The organism is Haloarcula sp. CBA1115 (assembly GCF_000827835.1).
Taxonomy (GTDB): Archaea; Halobacteriota; Halobacteria; order Halobacteriales; family Haloarculaceae; genus Haloarcula; species Haloarcula hispanica.
Genome location: NZ_CP010529.1, coordinates 1,814,599 through 1,832,643 on the forward strand (window position 1 = coordinate 1,814,599; position 18,045 = coordinate 1,832,643).

The 18,045-nt window shown below is 60.0% G+C and carries 11 protein-coding genes, 2 tRNA genes, 3 rRNA genes and 1 pseudogene; 12 read left to right on the plus strand and 5 right to left on the minus strand.

The window, feature by feature from the left end:
* Nucleotides 1-129 precede the first annotated feature (129 nt).
* Both SG26_RS09035 and pheT read left to right on the plus strand, forming a co-directional pair.
* The gene (locus SG26_RS09035; RefSeq protein WP_050037411.1) at nucleotides 130-1,641 is read left to right on the plus strand and encodes a phenylalanine--tRNA ligase subunit alpha; all 1,512 of its coding nucleotides are present in this window, start codon (nucleotides 130-132) and stop codon (nucleotides 1,639-1,641) included.
* A complete protein-coding gene (pheT, locus tag SG26_RS09040) occupies nucleotides 1,641-3,383 on the plus strand; it encodes a phenylalanine--tRNA ligase subunit beta (protein ID WP_050037412.1) in 1,743 nt (580 codons plus the stop codon). Before SG26_RS09035 ends, pheT begins: the two co-directional genes overlap by 1 nt.
* 45 nt (nucleotides 3,384-3,428) lie before the next feature.
* Here pheT and SG26_RS09045 read toward each other — a convergent pair.
* The 3 genes and pseudogenes from SG26_RS09045 to SG26_RS09055 all read right to left on the minus strand — a co-directional run bounded on the left by SG26_RS09045 (nucleotide 3,429) and on the right by SG26_RS09055 (nucleotide 5,302).
* Nucleotides 3,429-3,907 (minus strand): annotated as a pseudogene (locus SG26_RS09045) (RDD family protein).
* 39 nt (nucleotides 3,908-3,946) lie between these two features.
* A complete protein-coding gene (locus SG26_RS09050) occupies nucleotides 3,947-4,999 on the minus strand; it encodes a quinone-dependent dihydroorotate dehydrogenase (RefSeq protein ID WP_050037413.1) in 1,053 nt (350 codons plus the stop codon).
* A gap of 105 nt (nucleotides 5,000-5,104) precedes the next feature.
* Nucleotides 5,105-5,302: a hypothetical protein gene (locus SG26_RS09055; RefSeq protein WP_004516407.1), complete on the minus strand. Its 198-nt coding sequence runs from the start codon at nucleotides 5,300-5,302 to the stop codon at nucleotides 5,105-5,107.
* A 248-nt stretch (nucleotides 5,303-5,550) separates the two neighbouring features.
* Here SG26_RS09055 and SG26_RS09060 point away from each other — a divergent pair, with 248 nt between their 5' ends.
* From SG26_RS09060 to SG26_RS09090, 7 genes are all read left to right on the plus strand, one after another.
* On the plus strand, nucleotides 5,551-5,859 hold the full coding sequence (locus SG26_RS09060) for a non-histone chromosomal MC1 family protein (RefSeq protein WP_004516406.1): 309 nt from the start codon (nucleotides 5,551-5,553) through the stop codon (nucleotides 5,857-5,859).
* Between the two features lie 660 nt (nucleotides 5,860-6,519).
* Nucleotides 6,520-7,991: ribosomal RNA gene (locus SG26_RS09065) — 16S ribosomal RNA — on the plus strand.
* Nucleotides 7,992-8,096: 105 nt separating this feature from the next.
* Nucleotides 8,097-8,168: transfer RNA gene (locus SG26_RS09070), tRNA-Ala, on the plus strand.
* Between the two features lie 201 nt (nucleotides 8,169-8,369).
* A 23S ribosomal RNA gene (locus tag SG26_RS09075) occupies nucleotides 8,370-11,299 on the plus strand.
* A 135-nt stretch (nucleotides 11,300-11,434) separates the two neighbouring features.
* Nucleotides 11,435-11,557: ribosomal RNA gene (rrf, locus tag SG26_RS09080) — 5S ribosomal RNA — on the plus strand.
* The 16S, 23S and 5S rRNA genes sit together here with 2 tRNA genes alongside, the layout of an rRNA operon.
* A 388-nt stretch (nucleotides 11,558-11,945) precedes the next feature.
* Nucleotides 11,946-12,021 (plus strand) — tRNA-Cys (locus SG26_RS09085).
* Nucleotides 12,022-12,435: 414 nt separating this feature from the next.
* Nucleotides 12,436-13,548: a DUF5305 domain-containing protein gene (locus SG26_RS09090; RefSeq protein ID WP_050037414.1), complete on the plus strand. Its 1,113-nt coding sequence runs from the start codon at nucleotides 12,436-12,438 to the stop codon at nucleotides 13,546-13,548.
* 10 nt (nucleotides 13,549-13,558) lie between these two features.
* On the opposite strand, the gene SG26_RS09095 is transcribed toward SG26_RS09090, so the two are convergent.
* Nucleotides 13,559-14,773, minus strand: coding sequence for a hypothetical protein (locus SG26_RS09095; protein WP_079980818.1), 1,215 nt, complete (start codon nucleotides 14,771-14,773; stop codon nucleotides 13,559-13,561).
* Nucleotides 14,774-14,865: 92 nt separating this feature from the next.
* Nucleotides 14,866-15,393, minus strand: coding sequence for a hypothetical protein (locus SG26_RS09100; protein WP_218587540.1), 528 nt, complete (start codon nucleotides 15,391-15,393; stop codon nucleotides 14,866-14,868).
* 163 nt (nucleotides 15,394-15,556) lie between these two features.
* Between SG26_RS09100 and SG26_RS09105 the strand changes: the two genes are divergently transcribed.
* The 3 genes from SG26_RS09105 to SG26_RS09115 all read left to right on the plus strand — a co-directional run bounded on the left by SG26_RS09105 (nucleotide 15,557) and on the right by SG26_RS09115 (nucleotide 18,038).
* A complete protein-coding gene (locus SG26_RS09105) occupies nucleotides 15,557-16,180 on the plus strand; it encodes a hypothetical protein (protein WP_175055151.1) in 624 nt (207 codons plus the stop codon).
* 161 nt (nucleotides 16,181-16,341) lie between these two features.
* Nucleotides 16,342-16,902 (plus strand): hypothetical protein, encoded by a 561-nt coding sequence (locus SG26_RS09110; protein ID WP_050007652.1) that lies wholly within the window; start codon nucleotides 16,342-16,344, stop codon nucleotides 16,900-16,902.
* A complete protein-coding gene (locus SG26_RS09115) occupies nucleotides 16,899-18,038 on the plus strand; it encodes a LamG domain-containing protein (protein WP_050007651.1) in 1,140 nt (379 codons plus the stop codon). The genes SG26_RS09110 and SG26_RS09115 overlap by 4 nt, the downstream gene beginning before the upstream one ends.
* Nucleotides 18,039-18,045 lie beyond the last annotated feature (7 nt).

The following is an 18,045-nucleotide window of genomic DNA, read 5'->3' on the forward strand; positions in this document are numbered from 1 at the left end:
TTCTTCGCTGCCTGATCGTGTGTGGACTCTGACGGCGTCGAGAGGCGAGGTCAGACGAAACCGCGAACAGGAAGTGAGAACCGTTAACTGAGCGACCCGCGGTTATCCCCACAAGACCGAGACACCCGTATGAAACGACCACAGGCACAGGTGGCCGTCCTGCAGGCCGCCGACGCACAGGAAGACAGGCGTATCGACGACGTGGCTGCGGAGGCTGACATCAAGCCGGAAGCGGCCACCAGAGCGGCGTTCGAACTCGAATCCGACGGGCTGCTCGCCGTCGCCGAGGAAACGCTGGAACACTACGAACTCACCGAGGAGGGCGACCAGTACGTCCGGGAAAGTCTGCCCGAACAGGACCTCTACGAGGCGGCCGTTGACGCCGGCGCTGCCGACAACCCGGTCCAGATGGGGCAGGCCATCGGCGCGTCCGGCCTCGAAGGCGGCGCGGTCGACATCGCGCTCTCGAACTACGCCCGCAAGGCTTACGGTGAGATCGACAGCGGCGAAATCACGGCCAACCCGGACGCCGACCCCGGGTCAGACCCCGAGATGCTTGCACTGGAGGCGGTCGCCGACGGGCGCGTCGAAGACGCCGACGCGGACGCGCTCGACCAACTGGAACGGCGCGGCCTCCTCGACGTGCGAGAGGAGACTGTCCGCTCGGTCCGGCTCACCGACGACGGTGTCACCGCGCTGATGGAGGGCGTCGAAGCCGCCGAGACCGTCGACCAGCTCACCCCGGAACTGCTCACCAGCGGCGAGTGGGAAGACGTGGCGTTCACCGAGTACAACGTCGAGGCCGACGCCGAGGACGTGAGCCACGGCAAGGAGCACATCCTCCGCCAGACGGCCAATCGCGTGAAGGACACGCTCGTCGGCATGGGCTTCTCCGAGATGGAGGGCCCCCACGCCGACGCCCAGTTCTGGATCAACGACTGCCTGTTCATGCCACAGGACCACCCGGCGCGGACCCACTGGGACCAGTTCGCCCTGGAGGAGCCAGAGGAGATCGGCCACCTCCCCCCGGACCTCGTCGAGCGGGTCCGCTCGGCCCACAGGGACGGCGTCGGCCCCGACGGCGAGGGGTACCACTCGCCGTGGACCGAGGACATCGCCCGCGGGATGGACCTACGGGGCCACACCACCTCGCTGTCGATGCGCTATCTCTCGGGCCATCAGGTCGGCGAACTCGACCCGCCCGAACGCTACTTCAGCGTCGAGAAGGTGTACCGCAACGACACCCTTGACCCGACACACCTGCTTGAGTTCTTCCAGATCGAGGGCTGGGTGATGGCCGAGGACCTCTCCGTGCGGGACCTGATGGGGACGTTTACGGAGTTCTACGAACAGTTCGGTATCACTGATCTGGAATTCAAGCCCCACTACAACCCCTACACGGAGCCGAGCTTCGAACTGTTCGGCACCCACCCCGAGACCGGCGAGGTCGTCGAGGTCGGCAACTCCGGTATCTTCCGCGACGAGGTGCTCACGCCGCTCGGCGTCGACTGCGACGTGATGGCGTGGGGCCTCTCGCTCGAACGACTACTCATGCTCATGTATGGCTTCGAGGACATCCGCGACGTGCACGGGACGCTCTGTGATCTTGAACTGCTGCGGGAGACGGAGGTGATGCGCTGATGCCGGTCGTCGACGTCGACCCCGATGAACTACGGTATCTGACTGGGCACGACGAAAAAGACGACGACGAACTCAAGTCGGACCTGTTCAATCTCGGGCTGGAATTCGAGGGCTGGACCGAGGACGACGAGTTCCAGCTAGAGTTCGCGCCCGACAGACTCGACCGCCTCTCCGTCGAGGGGGTCGCGCGGTCGCTGCGCTACCACTACGGCGACGACCGCGGCGTGGAGGTCCCCAACACGAACAGCGCCGACTGGAGTATCGAGGTCGAGGACCAGCCAGACGAGCGCCCCTATGTCACCGGCGCTATCGTCCGCGGCCTGGATATGGACGAAGCGGCGCTGGAGTCGCTCATCCAGCTGCAGGAGAAGCTCCACGCGACGATGGGCCGCAAGCGGGCGAAAGGCGCGATTGGGGTTCACGACCTGACGATGTTGAAAGGCGACTCGGTCACGGACGAGACTGGCAAGTCTATCACCTACACCAGCGCCGACCCGGACGAGGCGACGTTCGTCCCGCTGGACGCCGACGCGGAGATGACCCCCAGCGAGGTCATGGCGTCTCACGAAACCGGCCAGACCTACGGCGACCTCGTGGCCGACTTCGACCGCGTCCCGGCCATCTACGACGCAATCGGCCTGTTCTCGTTCCCGCCGGTCATCAACGGCCGCCGGACCGAGGTCAGCGTCGACTCCCGGGACCTGTTCATCGAGATGACCGGGACCGACCAGTGGACCATCGACCACATGTGCAACATCGTCTGCTACGCGCTCGCCGCCCGTGGCGGCCAGGTCGAGAAGGTCGACGTCTCCTATGCCGACGATGCGCCCGGTGAGTACGCTGGCAAGACGCTGGAGCGACCGGACTTCTCGGTCCGGACGAAGACGGTCACGCACGACCGTATCGAATCCATTCTCGGCGTCTCACTGGACAGCCGCGAGGTCGTCGACTACGCCGAGCGCGCTGGCCTCGACGCGAGCGAAACCGACGCCGACGACGGCGTGGCCTACGAGGTGGAGATTCCGCCCTACCGCGTCGACGTCATCCACCCGCTGGATATCATCGACGACATCGGGCGGGCGCTCGGGTTCAACAGCCTCGAACCGACCTACCCCGACGTATCGACGGTCGGCGGCCGCCACGAGCGGTCCCGGCTTGAGGACGCCGCCCGCGACGCTCTGGTCGGGCTGGGCTTCGAGGATTTGCTGAACTTCCACATGATAAACGAGGCCGAGAACTTCGAGCGAATGGGCCTTGACCCCGACAACCCGGACGGGGATGTCGTCGGCCAGACCGACCCGGTCACCATTCAGGAGCCCTACAGCGAGGACTACACCATTCTCCGGACGTGGGCGCTCCCGTCCATCATGATGGTGCTGGAAAACAACACCCACCGGAGCTACCCGCAGGATCTCGCCGAGATCGGACTGGCCGCCGGTCTCGACGACTCGGAGAACACCGGCGTTGCCGAACACCGCACCGTCGCGGCCGCGCTCGCGCGCACGGACGCTTCCTACGAGGATGCGAAGGCTCGCCTCCAGGCGCTCGCCGACGCCTTCGACAAGGACCTCGAAACGCCGCCGACCACGCATCCATCGTTCATCGGCGGCCGCGTTGCCGAAGTGGTTCTCGACGGCGAGCCGGTCGGCGTTATCGGTGAAATCCATCCGAAGGTGCTCGTCGAACACGACCTGGAACTACCTGTGGCTGCGTTCGAGTTCCGGTTAGACGCGCTGGAATAGCTTCGACTGCGAGCGGAGCGAGCGTCCAATTCTCTCCGCGCTGCTCTACTTGTCGCTCGGGTACACGTACTCTACGTCGCTCGGTTTTCCTGTGGCCTCTTCGTCGGTTTCGACCACGATGGTCGAGGAGAGCTTGTTGAACAGCCGCAGCCCTTCTTTCTCGTAGGCCAGCCAGCCCACGAGGATGTCGATGGGAAGCAGGAACGCCTTCCCGAAGCTCTCGATGGCTGCCGTCCCGTAGTCGATGGCGTCGCCGCGTTCGTCCGTCACGGCGATGTTCATCACCATTTTGCCCGCCGACTGACCCTGCCGGCCTTCGAGGGCCGTCCAGTAGATGAACAAGCCGAGGCCGTTCAGGCCGATGGCTGGGGTGGTAACTGAGAGCCCCGGGTCAGGAGCGAAAACACGCCAGCGGCCTCACCCAGTGCGGAGAGGACGATACCGACGAGCAGGACGTCGAGGAGCCAGGCGAGAAAGCGGTCGTCCCAGGCGGCGATGTGGTGGGTGCGGGGACTGTCGCCCATGCCGGCGGTTCGCTGCAACCGTACTTCAAGATTCGCTGGTTACAGGTCCGCGCCGACGGCGTCCTCGACCGAGTCGAAGCCGTCCTCCGCGAGCAGGTCCAGCAGTCCCTCGTTGATTTCGCGGGCGATGGACGGGCCGCGGTACACCAGGCCGGTGTACAGCTGGACGAGTGAAGCCCCAGCGCAGATCTTCCGGTATGCGCCCTCCGCTGTCGAGACGCCACCGACGCCGACGACGGGCACGTCGACACGCTCGGCGACGAACCGTACCATCTCAGTCGCCTGATTTTCGATTGGCTTCCCCGAGAGGCCGCCCGTCTCGACCGCGTTCGGCGAGCGCAGACTGGCGGGCCGTTCCGTCGTCGTGTTGGTCGCGACGACGCCGTCTAGGTCGAGTTCAGTCACCAGATCAAGTGCATCCTCAACTGCCGGCTCGGGGAGGTCCGGCGAGAGCTTCACGAGCAGCGGGGCCGCGCCAGCGTCCTGTAGCTCACTGAGGATCGCTTCCATCGCGTCGCGGTTCTGGAGCTCCTCGAAGCCCTCCGAGTTTGGACAGGAGACGTTGACGACGAAGAAGTCCCCGCCTTCGGCGACGTGTTCGTACGTGGTCCGGTAGTCGTCGGGGGCCTCGCTCGTTCCGACTTGTTCCGTCTTGGCGATGTTGACGCCGACCGGGAACGGCGCATCGACGTTCTTCAGTCGCTCGCCGATGACGATGGCCCCGTCGTTGTTCAGGCCCATTCGGTTGATGATGGCCTCGTCCTCCCTGAGCCGGAACATCCGCGGGCGGGCGTTGCCGGCCTGTGGCTCGGCCGTGACGCCGCCGACCTCGGCGAAACCGAAGCCGAGCGACGCCAGCGCTCCGGGGATGGTCGCGTTCTTGTCGAAGCCGGCCGCGACCCCAACTGGGTTGTCGAAGGTCTGGTCGAACGCCTCCACTGCGAGTCGGTCGTCAGCGACGGTGTAGCGGTCGGCCATCGCCTCGGCGACCCGCGTTCCGTCGACTGCCTCCAGCAGTCGGTGGACGCTCCGGTTGGCAGTTTCGGCTGGCAGTGAAAACAGGAGTGGTTTCGCGATATCGTAGGGTCTCATTGTGATGGTAGTCCGGTTGGCCCGAAAAACAGTGGTGACCGGTTGATATCGGGCGATGGCTCCGGCATCTCCGCCCGGTGGCACTGTGTCACCGTCGATGGTGCCTCAAAAGTCGTGTTCGACCTCTTCGGGGTCGGCCTTCTGGATGATAATCTTGTTGTCACGGACGCGGACGAACACCTCGTCGCCGATCTCCATCCCGGCCACGGCCAGCTCGTCTTCGTGAATGTTGATATGTACGTTGTGGTACTCGCCGTCCTCATCTTTGGCGCCACTCGGGCTGAGCTTCTTCTTTCGCACCATCGCGCTATCCTACTCCGCACTTCACCGCAGGATACACTTAAGTCTACCGTGCCGCCGGCCGCTGGCTGGTGGTTTTGTGGACGCGCGTGACGATTTCGACCCGAATATTCGGCTTGAACTGGCCGGTTTGCTGGTTTGAACCGGTACGTGATGGCTTCAATTTATAAAGGTACCCCCCGACGGAGGGCGGATTGGGGGGTATATTTATGTTCTGCCATGTGCTGAATTGGCATGGAGCGGTGAAATCCATGGCACCCGACAGTGACAAGCGCAACTTCGCACTGCGCGAAGACGGTGACGAATCGAGCGTCTTCTCGGGCGGAACACCTCGACAGGCTGCGCTGAAGGCAGCACGTCGACTCGAGCCGGCCGACGGTGAAGATCAGGCTGACCCTGAGGAGATACGACTACGGGAGAAAGGAACCCACAAAGTCCACATCTACGAGGCGTGGGCATGGGTCGAGGAAGCACCCGACGACAAACCCGACTGGATGCCCGGCGACATCACGAAAGGGAACGTCTCGAAGCAGGGCGTCGAACACCTAGACGAGATCTAGGTCGCATTCCCGACATTTTCGGTGCAACGCCCGGCCGGTAGCGGCTGCTGTAACTGTTCGTGCGCGCGCGGAGTCGACGTCTGTTTCGGCGTCCCATTCCCGACACGCCGTACTGACCGTCTGCAGTCGTGTGCAACACTCTCCCCCGTGTAATCTTGTCCCGTAGGCGACTCCCTTCGACGGGGTTAAGTGTGGCTCACCCATCGGAATGAAATGCGAACGCGGACAGGGGCCGACGCCCCCGAACGAACGCACTCGTTCCGACGCCCTTAAGTGTAACAGGGCATTCGGAATGAACGCGAAGGTCGCTCGCGTCGTGCGGTTCGACGCGAGCCCCATCCGATGCCCTTAAGTGTAATAGGGCACTCGGAATGAACGCGAACGACGTTCGGTCGGGGTGTTGAACCCCTGCCGACACGGACCAGGCGGGATCGACTCGCCAACGAAACTCGAAGCCTTTATGATGGCTTCGAGACAACAATCAGGTCCGAAGAAATGAGGATTCCACCCCTGCGGTCCGCCGTCAAGATGGGATCTGATGTTAGCCCTGATAGTTCGGTGACACTCGGTCGACGGGTGTCCTCGAACACCCTTCGATAGCGACCACACCCATTATATGGGTGTGATCCCGCCTAACCCCCCGGCATTGTGCCGGGATACATTCCGGTTGATCCTGCCGGAGGCCATTGCTATCGGAGTCCGATTTAGCCATGCTAGTCGCACGGGCTTAGACCCGTGGCATATAGCTCAGTAACACGTGGCCAAACTACCCTACAGACCGCGATAACCTCGGGAAACTGAGGCCAATAGCGGATATAACTCTCAGGCTGGAGTGCCGAGAGTTAGAAACGTTCCGGCGCTGTAGGATGTGGCTGCGGCCGATTAGGTAGATGGTGGGGTAACGGCCCACCATGCCGATAATCGGTACGGGTTGTGAGAGCAAGAACCCGGAGACGGTATCTGAGACAAGATACCGGGCCCTACGGGGCGCAGCAGGCGCGAAACCTTTACACTGCACGACAGTGCGATAGGGGGACTCCGAGTGCGAGGGCATATAGCCCTCGCTTTTCTGTACCGTAAGGTGGTACAGGAACAAGGACTGGGCAAGACCGGTGCCAGCCGCCGCGGTAATACCGGCAGTCCAAGTGATGGCCGATATTATTGGGCCTAAAGCGTCCGTAGCCGGCCGGACAAGTCCGTTGGGAAATCGACGCGCTCAACGCGTCGGCGTCCAGCGGAAACTGTCCGGCTTGGGGCCGGAAGACCTGGGGGGTACGTCCGGGGTAGGAGTGAAATCCCGTAATCCTGGACGGACCACCAATGGGGAAACCACCTCAGGAAGACGGACCCGACGGTGAGGGACGAAAGCTAGGGTCTCGAACCGGATTAGATACCCGGGTAGTCCTAGCTGTAAACGATGCTCGCTAGGTGTGCCGTAGGCTACGAGCCTGCGCTGCGCCCTAGGGAAGCCGAGAAGCGAGCCGCCTGGGAAGTACGTCTGCAAGGATGAAACTTAAAGGAATTGGCGGGGGAGCACCACAACCGGAGGAGCCTGCGGTTTAATTGGACTCAACGCCGGAAATCTCACCGGTCCCGACAGTAGTAATGACGGTCAGGTTGACGACTTTACCCGACGCTACTGAGAGGAGGTGCATGGCCGCCGTCAGCTCGTACCGTGAGGCGTCCTGTTAAGTCAGGCAACGAGCGAGACCCGCACTTCTAGTTGCCAGCAATACCCTTGAGGTAGTTGGGTACACTAGGAGGACTGCCGCTGCTAAAGCGGAGGAAGGAACGGGCAACGGTAGGTCAGTATGCCCCGAATGGACCGGGCAACACGCGGGCTACAATGGCTCTGACAGTGGGATGCAACGCCGAGAGGCGACGCTAATCTCCAAACGGAGTCGTAGTTCGGATTGCGGGCTGAAACCCGCCCGCATGAAGCTGGATTCGGTAGTAATCGCGTGTCAGAAGCGCGCGGTGAATACGTCCCTGCTCCTTGCACACACCGCCCGTCAAAGCACCCGAGTGGGGTCCGGATGAGGCCGTCATGCGACGGTCGAATCTGGGCTCCGCAAGGGGGCTTAAGTCGTAACAAGGTAGCCGTAGAGGAATCTGTGGCTGGATCACCTCCTACTGATCGGGATCAGGCCTCTGGCCTGACCCACCTTTCGGTGTTCGAGAACTCCGTCGACCGGGCACCTATGAACTATCAGGGCTAACAACCGTGCGGATCTGCCGGGCCCATAGCTCAGCGGGAGAGCGCCGCCTTTGCAAGGCGGAGGCCCTGGGTTCAAATCCCAGTGGGTCCATACGACGTGCCAGCCCCGAACCGTGCCCCTTAAGTGTGGGACGGCGATGGGATATGGTACGACGACAGATGCACCAGGTCGGGTGAAACCGCGCCTGGGAAGGGTCGATTCGCCCACCATCTCCACCTTGGGGGCGAGTATGAAACCGTGTGTACGTGCGATCCAGGCGTCCACTGGACTCGTTCAGTTGAACGGGTCACAACGACGTTGGCTACTATGCCAGCTGGTGGATTGCTCGGCTCAGGCGCTGATGAAGGACGTGCCAAGCTGCGATAAGCTGTGGGGAGCCGCACGGAGGCGAAGAACCACAGATTTCCGAATGAGAATCTCTCTAACAATTGCTTCGCGCAATGAGGAACCCCGAGAACTGAAACATCTCAGTATCGGGAGGAACAGAAAACGCAACGTGATGTCGTCAGTAACCGCGAGTGAACGCGATACAGCCCAAACCGAAGCCCTCACGGGCAATGTGGTGTCAGGGCTACCTCTCATCAGCCGACCGTCTTCACGAAGTCTCTTGGAATAGAGCGTGATACAGGGTGACAACCCCGTACTGAAGACCAGTACGCTGTGCGGTAGTGCCAGAGTAGCGGGGGTTGGATATCCCTCGCGAATAACGCAGGCATCGACTGCGAAGGCTAAACACAACCTGAGACCGATAGTGAACAAGTAGTGTGAACGAACGCTGCAAAGTACCCTCAGAAGGGAGGCGAAATAGAGCATGAAATCAGTTGGCGATCGAGCGACAGGGCATACAAGGTCCTGTAACGAATGACCGACGCGCGAGCGTCCAGTAAGACTTACAGGAAGCCGATGTTCTGTCGTACGTTTTGAAAAACGAGCCAGGGAGTGTGTCTGTATGGCAAGTCTAACCGGAGCATCCGGGGAGGCACAGGGAAACCGACATGGCCGCAGGGCTTTGCCCGAGGGCCGCCGTGTTCAAGCGCGGGGAGCCATGTGGACACGACCCGAATCCGGACGATCTACGCATGGACAAGATGAAGCGTGCCGAAAGGCACGTGGAAGTCTGTTAGAGTTGGTGTCCTACAATACCCTCTCGTGATCTATGTGTAGGGGTGAAAGGCCCATCGAGTCCGGCAACAGCTGGTTCCAATCGAAACATGTCGAAGCATGACCTCCGCCGAGGTAGTCTGTGGGGTAGAGCGACCGATTGGTGTGTCCGCCTCCGAGAGGAGTCGGCACACCTGTCAAACTCCAAACCTACAGACGCTGTTTGACGCGGGGATTCCGGTGCGCGGGGTAAGCCTGTGTACCAGGAGGGGAACAACCCAGAGATAGGTTAAGGTCCCCAAGTGTGGATTAAGTGTAATCCTCTGAAGGTGGTCTCGAGCCCTAGACAGCCGGGAGGTGAGCTTAGAAGCAGCTACCCTCTAAGAAAAGCGTAACAGCTTACCGGCCGAGGTTTGAGGCGCCCAAAATGATCGGGACTCAAATCCACCACCGAGACCTGTCCGCACCCGTTACAGGGTGATCGAGTAGATTGGCGCTCTAATTGGATGGAAGCGGGGGCGAGAGCTCCTGTGGACCGATTAGTGACGAAAATCCTGGCCATAGTAGCAGCGATAGTCGGGTGAGAACCCCGACGGCCTAATGGATAAGGGTTCCTCAGCACTGCTGATCAGCTGAGGGTTAGCCGGTCCTAAGTCATACCGCAACTCGACTATGACGAAATGGGAAACAGGTTAATATTCCTGTGCCACTATGCAGTGAAAGTTGACGCCCTGGGGTCGATCACGCCGGGCATTCGCCCGGTCGAACCGTCCAACTCCGTGGAAGCCGTAATGGCACGAAGCGGACGAACGGCGGTATAGGGAAACGTGATTCAACCTGGGGCCCATGAAAAGACGAGCATAGTGTCCGTACCGAGAACCGACACAGGTGTCCATGGCGGCGAAAGCCAAGGCCTGTCGGGAGCAACCAACGTTAGGGAATTCGGCAAGTTAGTCCCGTACCTTCGGAAGAAGGGATGCCTGCTCCGGAACGGAGCAGGTCGCAGTGACTCGGAAGCTCGGACTGTCTAGTAACAACATAGGTGACCGCAAATCCGCAAGGACTCGTACGGTCACTGAATCCTGCCCAGTGCAGGTATCTGAACACCTCGTACAAGAGGACGAAGGACCTGTCAACGGCGGGGGTAACTATGACCCTCTTAAGGTAGCGTAGTACCTTGCCGCATCAGTAGCGGCTTGCATGAATGGATTAACCAGAGCTTCACTGTCCCAACGTTGGGCCCGGTGAACTGTACATTCCAGTGCGGAGTCTGGAGACACCCAGGGGGAAGCGAAGACCCTATGGAGCTTTACTGCAGGCTGTCGCTGAGACGTGGTCGCCGATGTGCAGCATAGGTAGGAGTCGTTACAGAGGTACCCGCGCTAGCGGGCCACCCAGACAACAGTGAAATACTACCCGTCGGTGACTGCGACTCTCACTCCGGGAGGAGGACACCGATAGCCGGGCAGTTTGACTGGGGCGGTACGCGCTCGAAAAGATATCGAGCGCGCCCTATGGCTATCTCAGCCGGGACAGAGACCCGGCGAAGAGTGCAAGAGCAAAAGATAGCTTGACAGTGTTCTTCCCAACGAGGAACGCTGACGCGAAAGCGTGGTCTAGCGAACCAATTAGCCTGCTTGATGCGGGCAATTGATGACAGAAAAGCTACCCTAGGGATAACAGAGTCGTCACTCGCAAGAGCACATATCGACCGAGTGGCTTGCTACCTCGATGTCGGTTCCCTCCATCCTGCCCGTGCAGAAGCGGGCAAGGGTGAGGTTGTTCGCCTATTAAAGGAGGTCGTGAGCTGGGTTTAGACCGTCGTGAGACAGGTCGGCTGCTATCTACTGGGTGTGTTATGGTGTCTGACAAGAACGACCGTATAGTACGAGAGGAACTACGGTTGGTGGCCACTGGTGTACCGGTTGTTCGAGAGAGCACGTGCCGGGTAGCCACGCCACACGGGGTAAGAGCTGAACGCATCTAAGCTCGAAACCCACTTGGAAAAGAGACACCGCAGAGGTCCCGCGTAGAAGACGCGGTCGATAGACTCGGGGTGTGCGCGTCGAGGTAACGAGACGTTAAGCCCACGAGCACTAACAGACCAAAGCCATCATTCATACGCACTGTGACTCATTCACCGACGATTTACTCGTCGCTGACCGAGTCCAGGCGCAAACTGGATCGCACGTAATCACACGGTGGAAAAGTTGATCGAGACTGGTGCTTTCGTGGTTCGATTCCACGACTCGACGTTAGGCGGCCACAGCGGTGGGGTTGCCTCCCGTACCCATCCCGAACACGGAAGATAAGCCCACCAGCGTTCCGGGGAGTACTGGAGTGCGCGAGCCTCTGGGAAACGCGGTTCGCCGCCACCATTCATACTTACATAGCCCACTCAGGAGAGGTATCTCTCCCGAGTGGGCTTTCTGTATTTGTACAAACCGAGAGCTACGTGGCTGGATCGAGAGTTCGCAGACTTGTGAAGTCGAATTGAACGAATTCACAGCACTCCTCGACGGTGTCGCACCTGCTGTCTGTCGAGATGGTCCGAGCGGATCTTGACGATGTACGGCTCGTGTATGCCGTTAATTCCGCCGCGGGTCGCACTACTTGCCAACGCGAGCAGTTTGGTTCTTTGGACGGGGACAATCATCAATCTACAGTACTATCCCGGTCGAGGGAACGGTGATCTGGATCAGGCAGAGAGTAATGGCTAATCGAATTCGCTACGCTTAAACGACCGAGTTGACTACCTCTATTCGCGCCAAGGTGGCAGAGTCTGGCCTAACGCAGCGGCCTGCAGAGCCGCCCATCGCCGGTTCAAATCCGGCCCTTGGCTTCCTCGTCTCTTACACCCCCGAGAAGTGCCGGTACGTAACTGTTACCTGCCTTTCTCTATAGACTCGACGTTGTGAACTGTTGCTCGAAAACGGTTGCACACAGAATCAAGACTCTATCGAAGAATACAGTACGGGCAGGCCGCTCATGGAATCCGCTTTCGACGGGGCAACGCCCGACCTATCGGGGTCGCACGAACTATAGTAGCCATTGAAAATCAATGCACACCTGATCGCACTGCCGTCGTGCGATCAGTGTGTAAATCGTTTCGATTGTTACTATAGTGTACGGCCACAAACTGGTTCCCGGGACATTCGAAGCTGGAGTTAGCGGAGATGGGGGCGGCGGAGAAAGATGGATGACGCTGCTGACCCGGTATCAACTCTTATTTGTCGGCACCAGTATTACAGTTGCAATGGGGTTGTTGGGACGGGAAATACGGCGGACAGTCGTCGACAACTACGAACTGCTACTGATTTGTCTGATCGCCATCGCTGCGGTTGGCGGATATCTCACGTATACGGGCCACGTTGCTCCGGGAACGGACACGACTACGCGTCAGGTGTCGTCGTGGCAGTCGTCCGGATCGTTCTCCCACAATGCGACAGTTCGCAACGGTACCTCGGCGTTTCCAGAGGGTGAAGTGCTCGAAGATCAACCTGTGTATCTCCGGACGGTCGCCCCCGTATTGGACGGCGCGTTCACGTACACGTACAGCGCCAGCAACGAAAGCGACCTTACGGCCTCGGCTGACGTGTTTGTTCAGTATCGCTCCGTCGAATCAACCCAGAACGGAGAGCTCGTCTACTGGGAGGTCAAACGACCACTGACACAAGGCACTGTGCAGTCGCTGGCCGCGGGTGAGCGGCTGACGGTTCCGTTCTCGCTGAATGTCAGTCGCGCAGCCGAAACTGTTCGACGTATCGATTCGGAACACGGCCAGACGTCCGGTCGACTTGAGATGGCGGTGGTCTCTCAGGTGGCTCTTTCGGGGACGCGCAACGGGCAGTCGGTCGACACGACTCGGACGTATCGCCTCCCGATTATCCCGAGGCAGAGCAGCTACCGGGTCGAAAACGCTGGCCCGGTTCCGAACAGTGGTGACCGAACCGTCGAAGCGCAGGTCGAAAAAGCGTATGGACCGATCTGGACTCTCGGTGGCCCAGTGCTCCTGCTTGGTAGCTTTAGTGGTGCTGCTGCCATCGTCTACGGGCGCACGACCGACTATCTCACACTGACCGACGCCGAGCGCCGATGGCTCGCATACAAGTCCGCCCGTGAGGAGTTTGACGATTGGATAACCGTCGGCCGGGCTGATCCAGTCGACGACGACGTCTGGACGACTTCAGTTGATTCGCTCGTCGGGCTCGTGGACGTCGCAATAGACACCGAGGAACGTATCATCGAGTCAGATAGCGATTCTGAACTCATCGTGTACACTGGTGACCGACTGTTTCGGTACGCGCCTCCGCCAGAACCCGGAACTGATTCGACTGTGGGAAACAGTGACGCTGAGACACCGGACTGACCGGATTGTTTTACTGCTTTTCGGTGCCGTCGTCGTCGGCTTGCAGTTCGGGCAGTGCATCGAGTTCTGGGACCAGCCGGTACCCGGTCACCGTGCCGACTGCAGCGGAGAACGCGAGCGCCGCAACCAGCTGCGAGACTGGGCCGAAGCCAGCGCCTGAGGCAGCTGCCACGACAAGAACCGTGAGTACGATTCCGGCAAGACCGATCGCGGTCTCGCGGACAGCGACGCGCCGGAACCGGCGACGGCGGTCACTCGGTTGCGTCTGGAGTACCGGGAGGACATCGTGATATCGCGTCTGCACGAGGTAGTTCGTCACTACGACGAGCAGGCCAGCGATGAACGCCCACGGCCCCCAGCTAATTCCGAATGCCGGCTCGAAGCCGAGCGTGAATCCGTTCGGTTCGGCTGACTGTTGACTTTCGGGTGTCGTCGGCACGGGCTCAGCGCCACCGCCGGCCACGGTTTCGGGTTCTTCTTCGCTGGTGGTGGGCGTCTCAGCCGGTTCGTCGGTCGACGTCCCGACACCAGTACCGCTGCCACCGCTTCCGCCGCCAGCGGCTGTTTCAGTCTCGTTCCCGTCATCGTTTACGGTCTCGTTCGTCGAGTTACTGTCCGTCGGCGTTGGCGTCGGCGTCGTGGGATCGCCCCCGCCCTGCGTACCACTCCCATCATCGTTACTGGGTGGCACACCGCCACCACCGCCACCGGTTGACCCACCGCCGCTCCCACCGTTGCTCTCGTCCCCTTCGGTTGACTGCTGTTCGGGAACAGGGGCGGTGATCGATATCGTGCCAGTGAAGTTGCGCTCCGCTGGCGTCACTGCCAGCCCAAAGCGCACTGATTCGTCGGGCTCCAGCGAGACAGTGTCGCCGGCGACTTGTGCTCCGGTGTCCATCCGGTACATGCGAACTGTTTCCGGCTCGCTGTCCAGTTCGACGGTAGCGGCACTATCAGTCCCCTCGTAGCCCGCAAACCCGACGACGAACAGGTCATCGACGCGGGTCTGACCGTTCGGGAGCACTGGTGAAAGACTGATGCGTAGCTGCCCTGTCTCGTCGTATTCGACGTACTGGTCTCCGTTTACCGTGTCAGCGGGAGCCAAGTAGACGCCGGAGTTCCGGTCGGGTGCAACCTCGTCGCCGTCGATGAAGGCACCTGTCGCCATAGCGGTCCCTGCGAGGAGGACGACCGCTGCCATGACAGCGATGAGAGTGCGATTCATAGTTGGTTGTGTCGTGCCGACTGCGTTGGATCTTCGTGTGTGCCTGTATCTGGGCCTGTTGGTCGGCGGCCAGCGCCGGAATCGCGTTTCACTTACTGCTGGACCGCCTCGACGACGAAGGTCACGTCGCTGATCTCGCTGAGATCGTCGCCATCGACGCCGTTATCTCGGAGGTCGACAACGATGTCCAGTTCCACGGTGTCGCTGTAGCCGCCGTCTGAACTCCCGCCGTCGGGGTCGAGCGTGATAGCCTGGTCCGAGCCGACAATCGAGACGTCAGCGGACCCCTCCCGGAAGTCCAGAACTTCACCGTTTGTGGGGTCATCTCCAACCCCGGTAGTGCTGTCATCAATATAGAGGTTGACCTTGGATTGGCTGTTGTTGTCGACCTCCAAAGCGTTCTCGAAGCTGGTCTTCGCTTGTTCGTTGAGATTCGTCTGTTCGAAGTTGATGATATCAACCGACTCGTTTGTGTCCGTCCCGACGATGCTCGTGGCACCGCTCCCCGGGCTGAACCCCACCTGTGCCGATCCGGTATCGCCGGTGACTTCGAGATTGACGTTCCGGTCTGCTTCGATAGAGGTGAACGCACCGGAACCAAACACCGCACCCGTCCCCACACTGGCCGCACCAATACTAAGGAGAAAGCCACGCCGATTCATTGGAAGCTAGTTCACGGCATAGTGGCTTAGTACTGAACAGCGTTAGCGGCTTCAATGAGTGCTTTAGCCGGGCTAATGCAACAAAATAGTAAGTGGTAACCTCTCGATAAGCGAACTGAACATGAAACTGAACCGTAGAAGCGTACTCGGTCTCATCGGGACAGTCGGTATCGGATCTGGCGCGGCGTTCGGCTCTGGTGCATTTAGCACTGTCAGCGCAACGCGTGAAGTCGAAGTCAACGTCGTTGGCGCTGACGGCAACGGCTCCGAGATCGCAACCGAATTTACTGACGTGCTTGTCGACGCGTCCGCCGATGAGGTTGCGCTTCGGAATAGCAACGACGATCTCGTTACCGACGCTACGACCCTGTTTCCGACGAGTTCTGACTCTCTTACTACCGACGGCGGCACGACTGTTTCGACTGACTACGTAAGCCTCATTGCAAACGACGTATCTGTCGTCTTTGGATACGAGGACGGTGGAACCGACGAACGGCTGATGCCAAACAGTACGTACGACTATGACAGTGGGTTCTTCAAACTGGTCAACAACGACGGAAACTCGACGGCGTTCAACGTTGAGCTGAGTACCGGCAGCGGCCTTCTTTCCGATATCAACGGGAGCGGCGATACCCACAGCGAAGAGGTGTCTGCCGGTGGGGTTTCTGATCTCTCTGCAACCCTCGAAACGGGCGACAGCGCCCAGGAAACCGAAGACCTGACAATCACAATCACTGAAGCATAACGGGTTGGCTCTGCTGTTCGACTCCCTCACCTATCCATGCCCTGCTGCCGGCAGACGCCTGTCCCTGGCGGTGGATGTCTAGCATAGAAAACACAGTTACTTACCATTTACAATCAAATACGAACAAAAAATCTATCAAGTAGTGCAGTCTAAACAGAAACATGGGACAGGTGGGGGTTAGCCGGCCAGAAGAGCGACAGCTATCGCGTGATGACGTATACGACATACTGAGCAACCAACGGCGCCGGTACGCTTTACACGCGATAAAACAGGAGGACGAGTGCGCCGAACTCTCTGACCTTGCCGAGCAAGTCGCTGCGTGGGAAAACAACAAGTGCATTCAGGAGATCACGTCCACGGAGCGACACCGCGTGTACACGTCGATGCAGCAGACACATCTCCCGACGCTTGAACGCGCGGGCGTCATCACGCACGACAACGGGACAGTTACGATGACCGATACAGCTGACAGCCTTGACGTGTATCTTGACGTCGTCCCGGGGGATTCAATTCCGTGGGCGGAGTACTATCTCGGACTCGCCGCTGTTTCGCTAGCGCTCGTCGTCGCTGTCTGGGTCGGTGTCTTTCCACCGTCGGTTCCGTCGCTCGTGTGGCCGACGGTCATCACGCTGCTGTTTCTCGTCTCTGCGGCGTACCACGTCACGGAGACTCGCCGGCTGCAACTCGGCGCAGCCGATAAGCCACCGGAGTTGTCGGAATGAACAAGAAGTGGACCCGACGTGGTGCACTCGCGTTCATCGCTGGTGGGGCAGGCCTGCTCGCTGCTGAAACATCCGGTGTCACTACCATCGACGCAAAGCGGTCCAGTAACCTGAAAGCGACCGACGGCAGCGATGCACTGCTTGGTATCGACATCGGCCCAGTCAGTGGAATGGACGGCCAGCAAGTGACACTGCTAACGCTCACCAACAACTTCGACCAGCAACTTACGAGTGTTCGTGTCAGCCCCGGTCCCGCTCCACCGTTCGAAACTGTCCAGACGCCGAACAGGCTTCTGCCGGGCGAGAGCGGCGATGTCACAACGACGCTCGCCTGTGACTCAGAAGGGAGTACCACTGTCAACCTTGATATCACTGCTACCGGCGACGACCAGCGTATCGAACTGAGCCGATCGGTTTCAGTCGAGTGTCGCGACCCCAAGGTGTCGTGGTGGCACTTCGAAGATGTTAGCAGAACGGATATCCCGGATTCCTGGGCCGCTGGCAACGATGGCGAACGGGAGTTTAGTTTTGACAGGGACCGCGACCGCTTTTATGAACCAGACCTAGCGACATCCAGTCAGGGCCGCGGCGAAGTGCTCAATTTCGATGGTGACGATGCCGTCACCGTTCCTGACGACGATACGCTCGACTTGACTGATGATTTCTCGCTCTCTGCCTGGGTATTCCCCCGAAGCCAGAATGGCCTCACACGACTGTTCAGCAAGTGGAACTCCCGTGGCGACGATAGCTATCAGTTCGGCTTCGGTGGTGGTTGGAAGGGTTCGGACGACAGAGAACTGCTCATCGAGACCACCGACGATAACAAACTCACGGGTGTTTCGCTGACGAAGAACCGGTGGGCACACGTCGTGTGGACCCACGGATCACAGGACAGGGTGTACGTCAACGGGGCGCAAAAGGGGCCGACGTTTTCGCTCCCCGATGCGCAGGCGTCCGAACAACCGCTTCGAATCGGTACAGGACTCAATTCTGGCGGGAACGCTATCTATGGATTCGACGGTGCCATGGACGAACCCAAGGTGTACGACGCCGCGCTCACCGCCGAGCAGGTGAGCAATCTCTACAATTCAAGCACGGCAAGCGCAGGTGGTGGCGGCGGCGATATCACCGGCTGAACCCGCG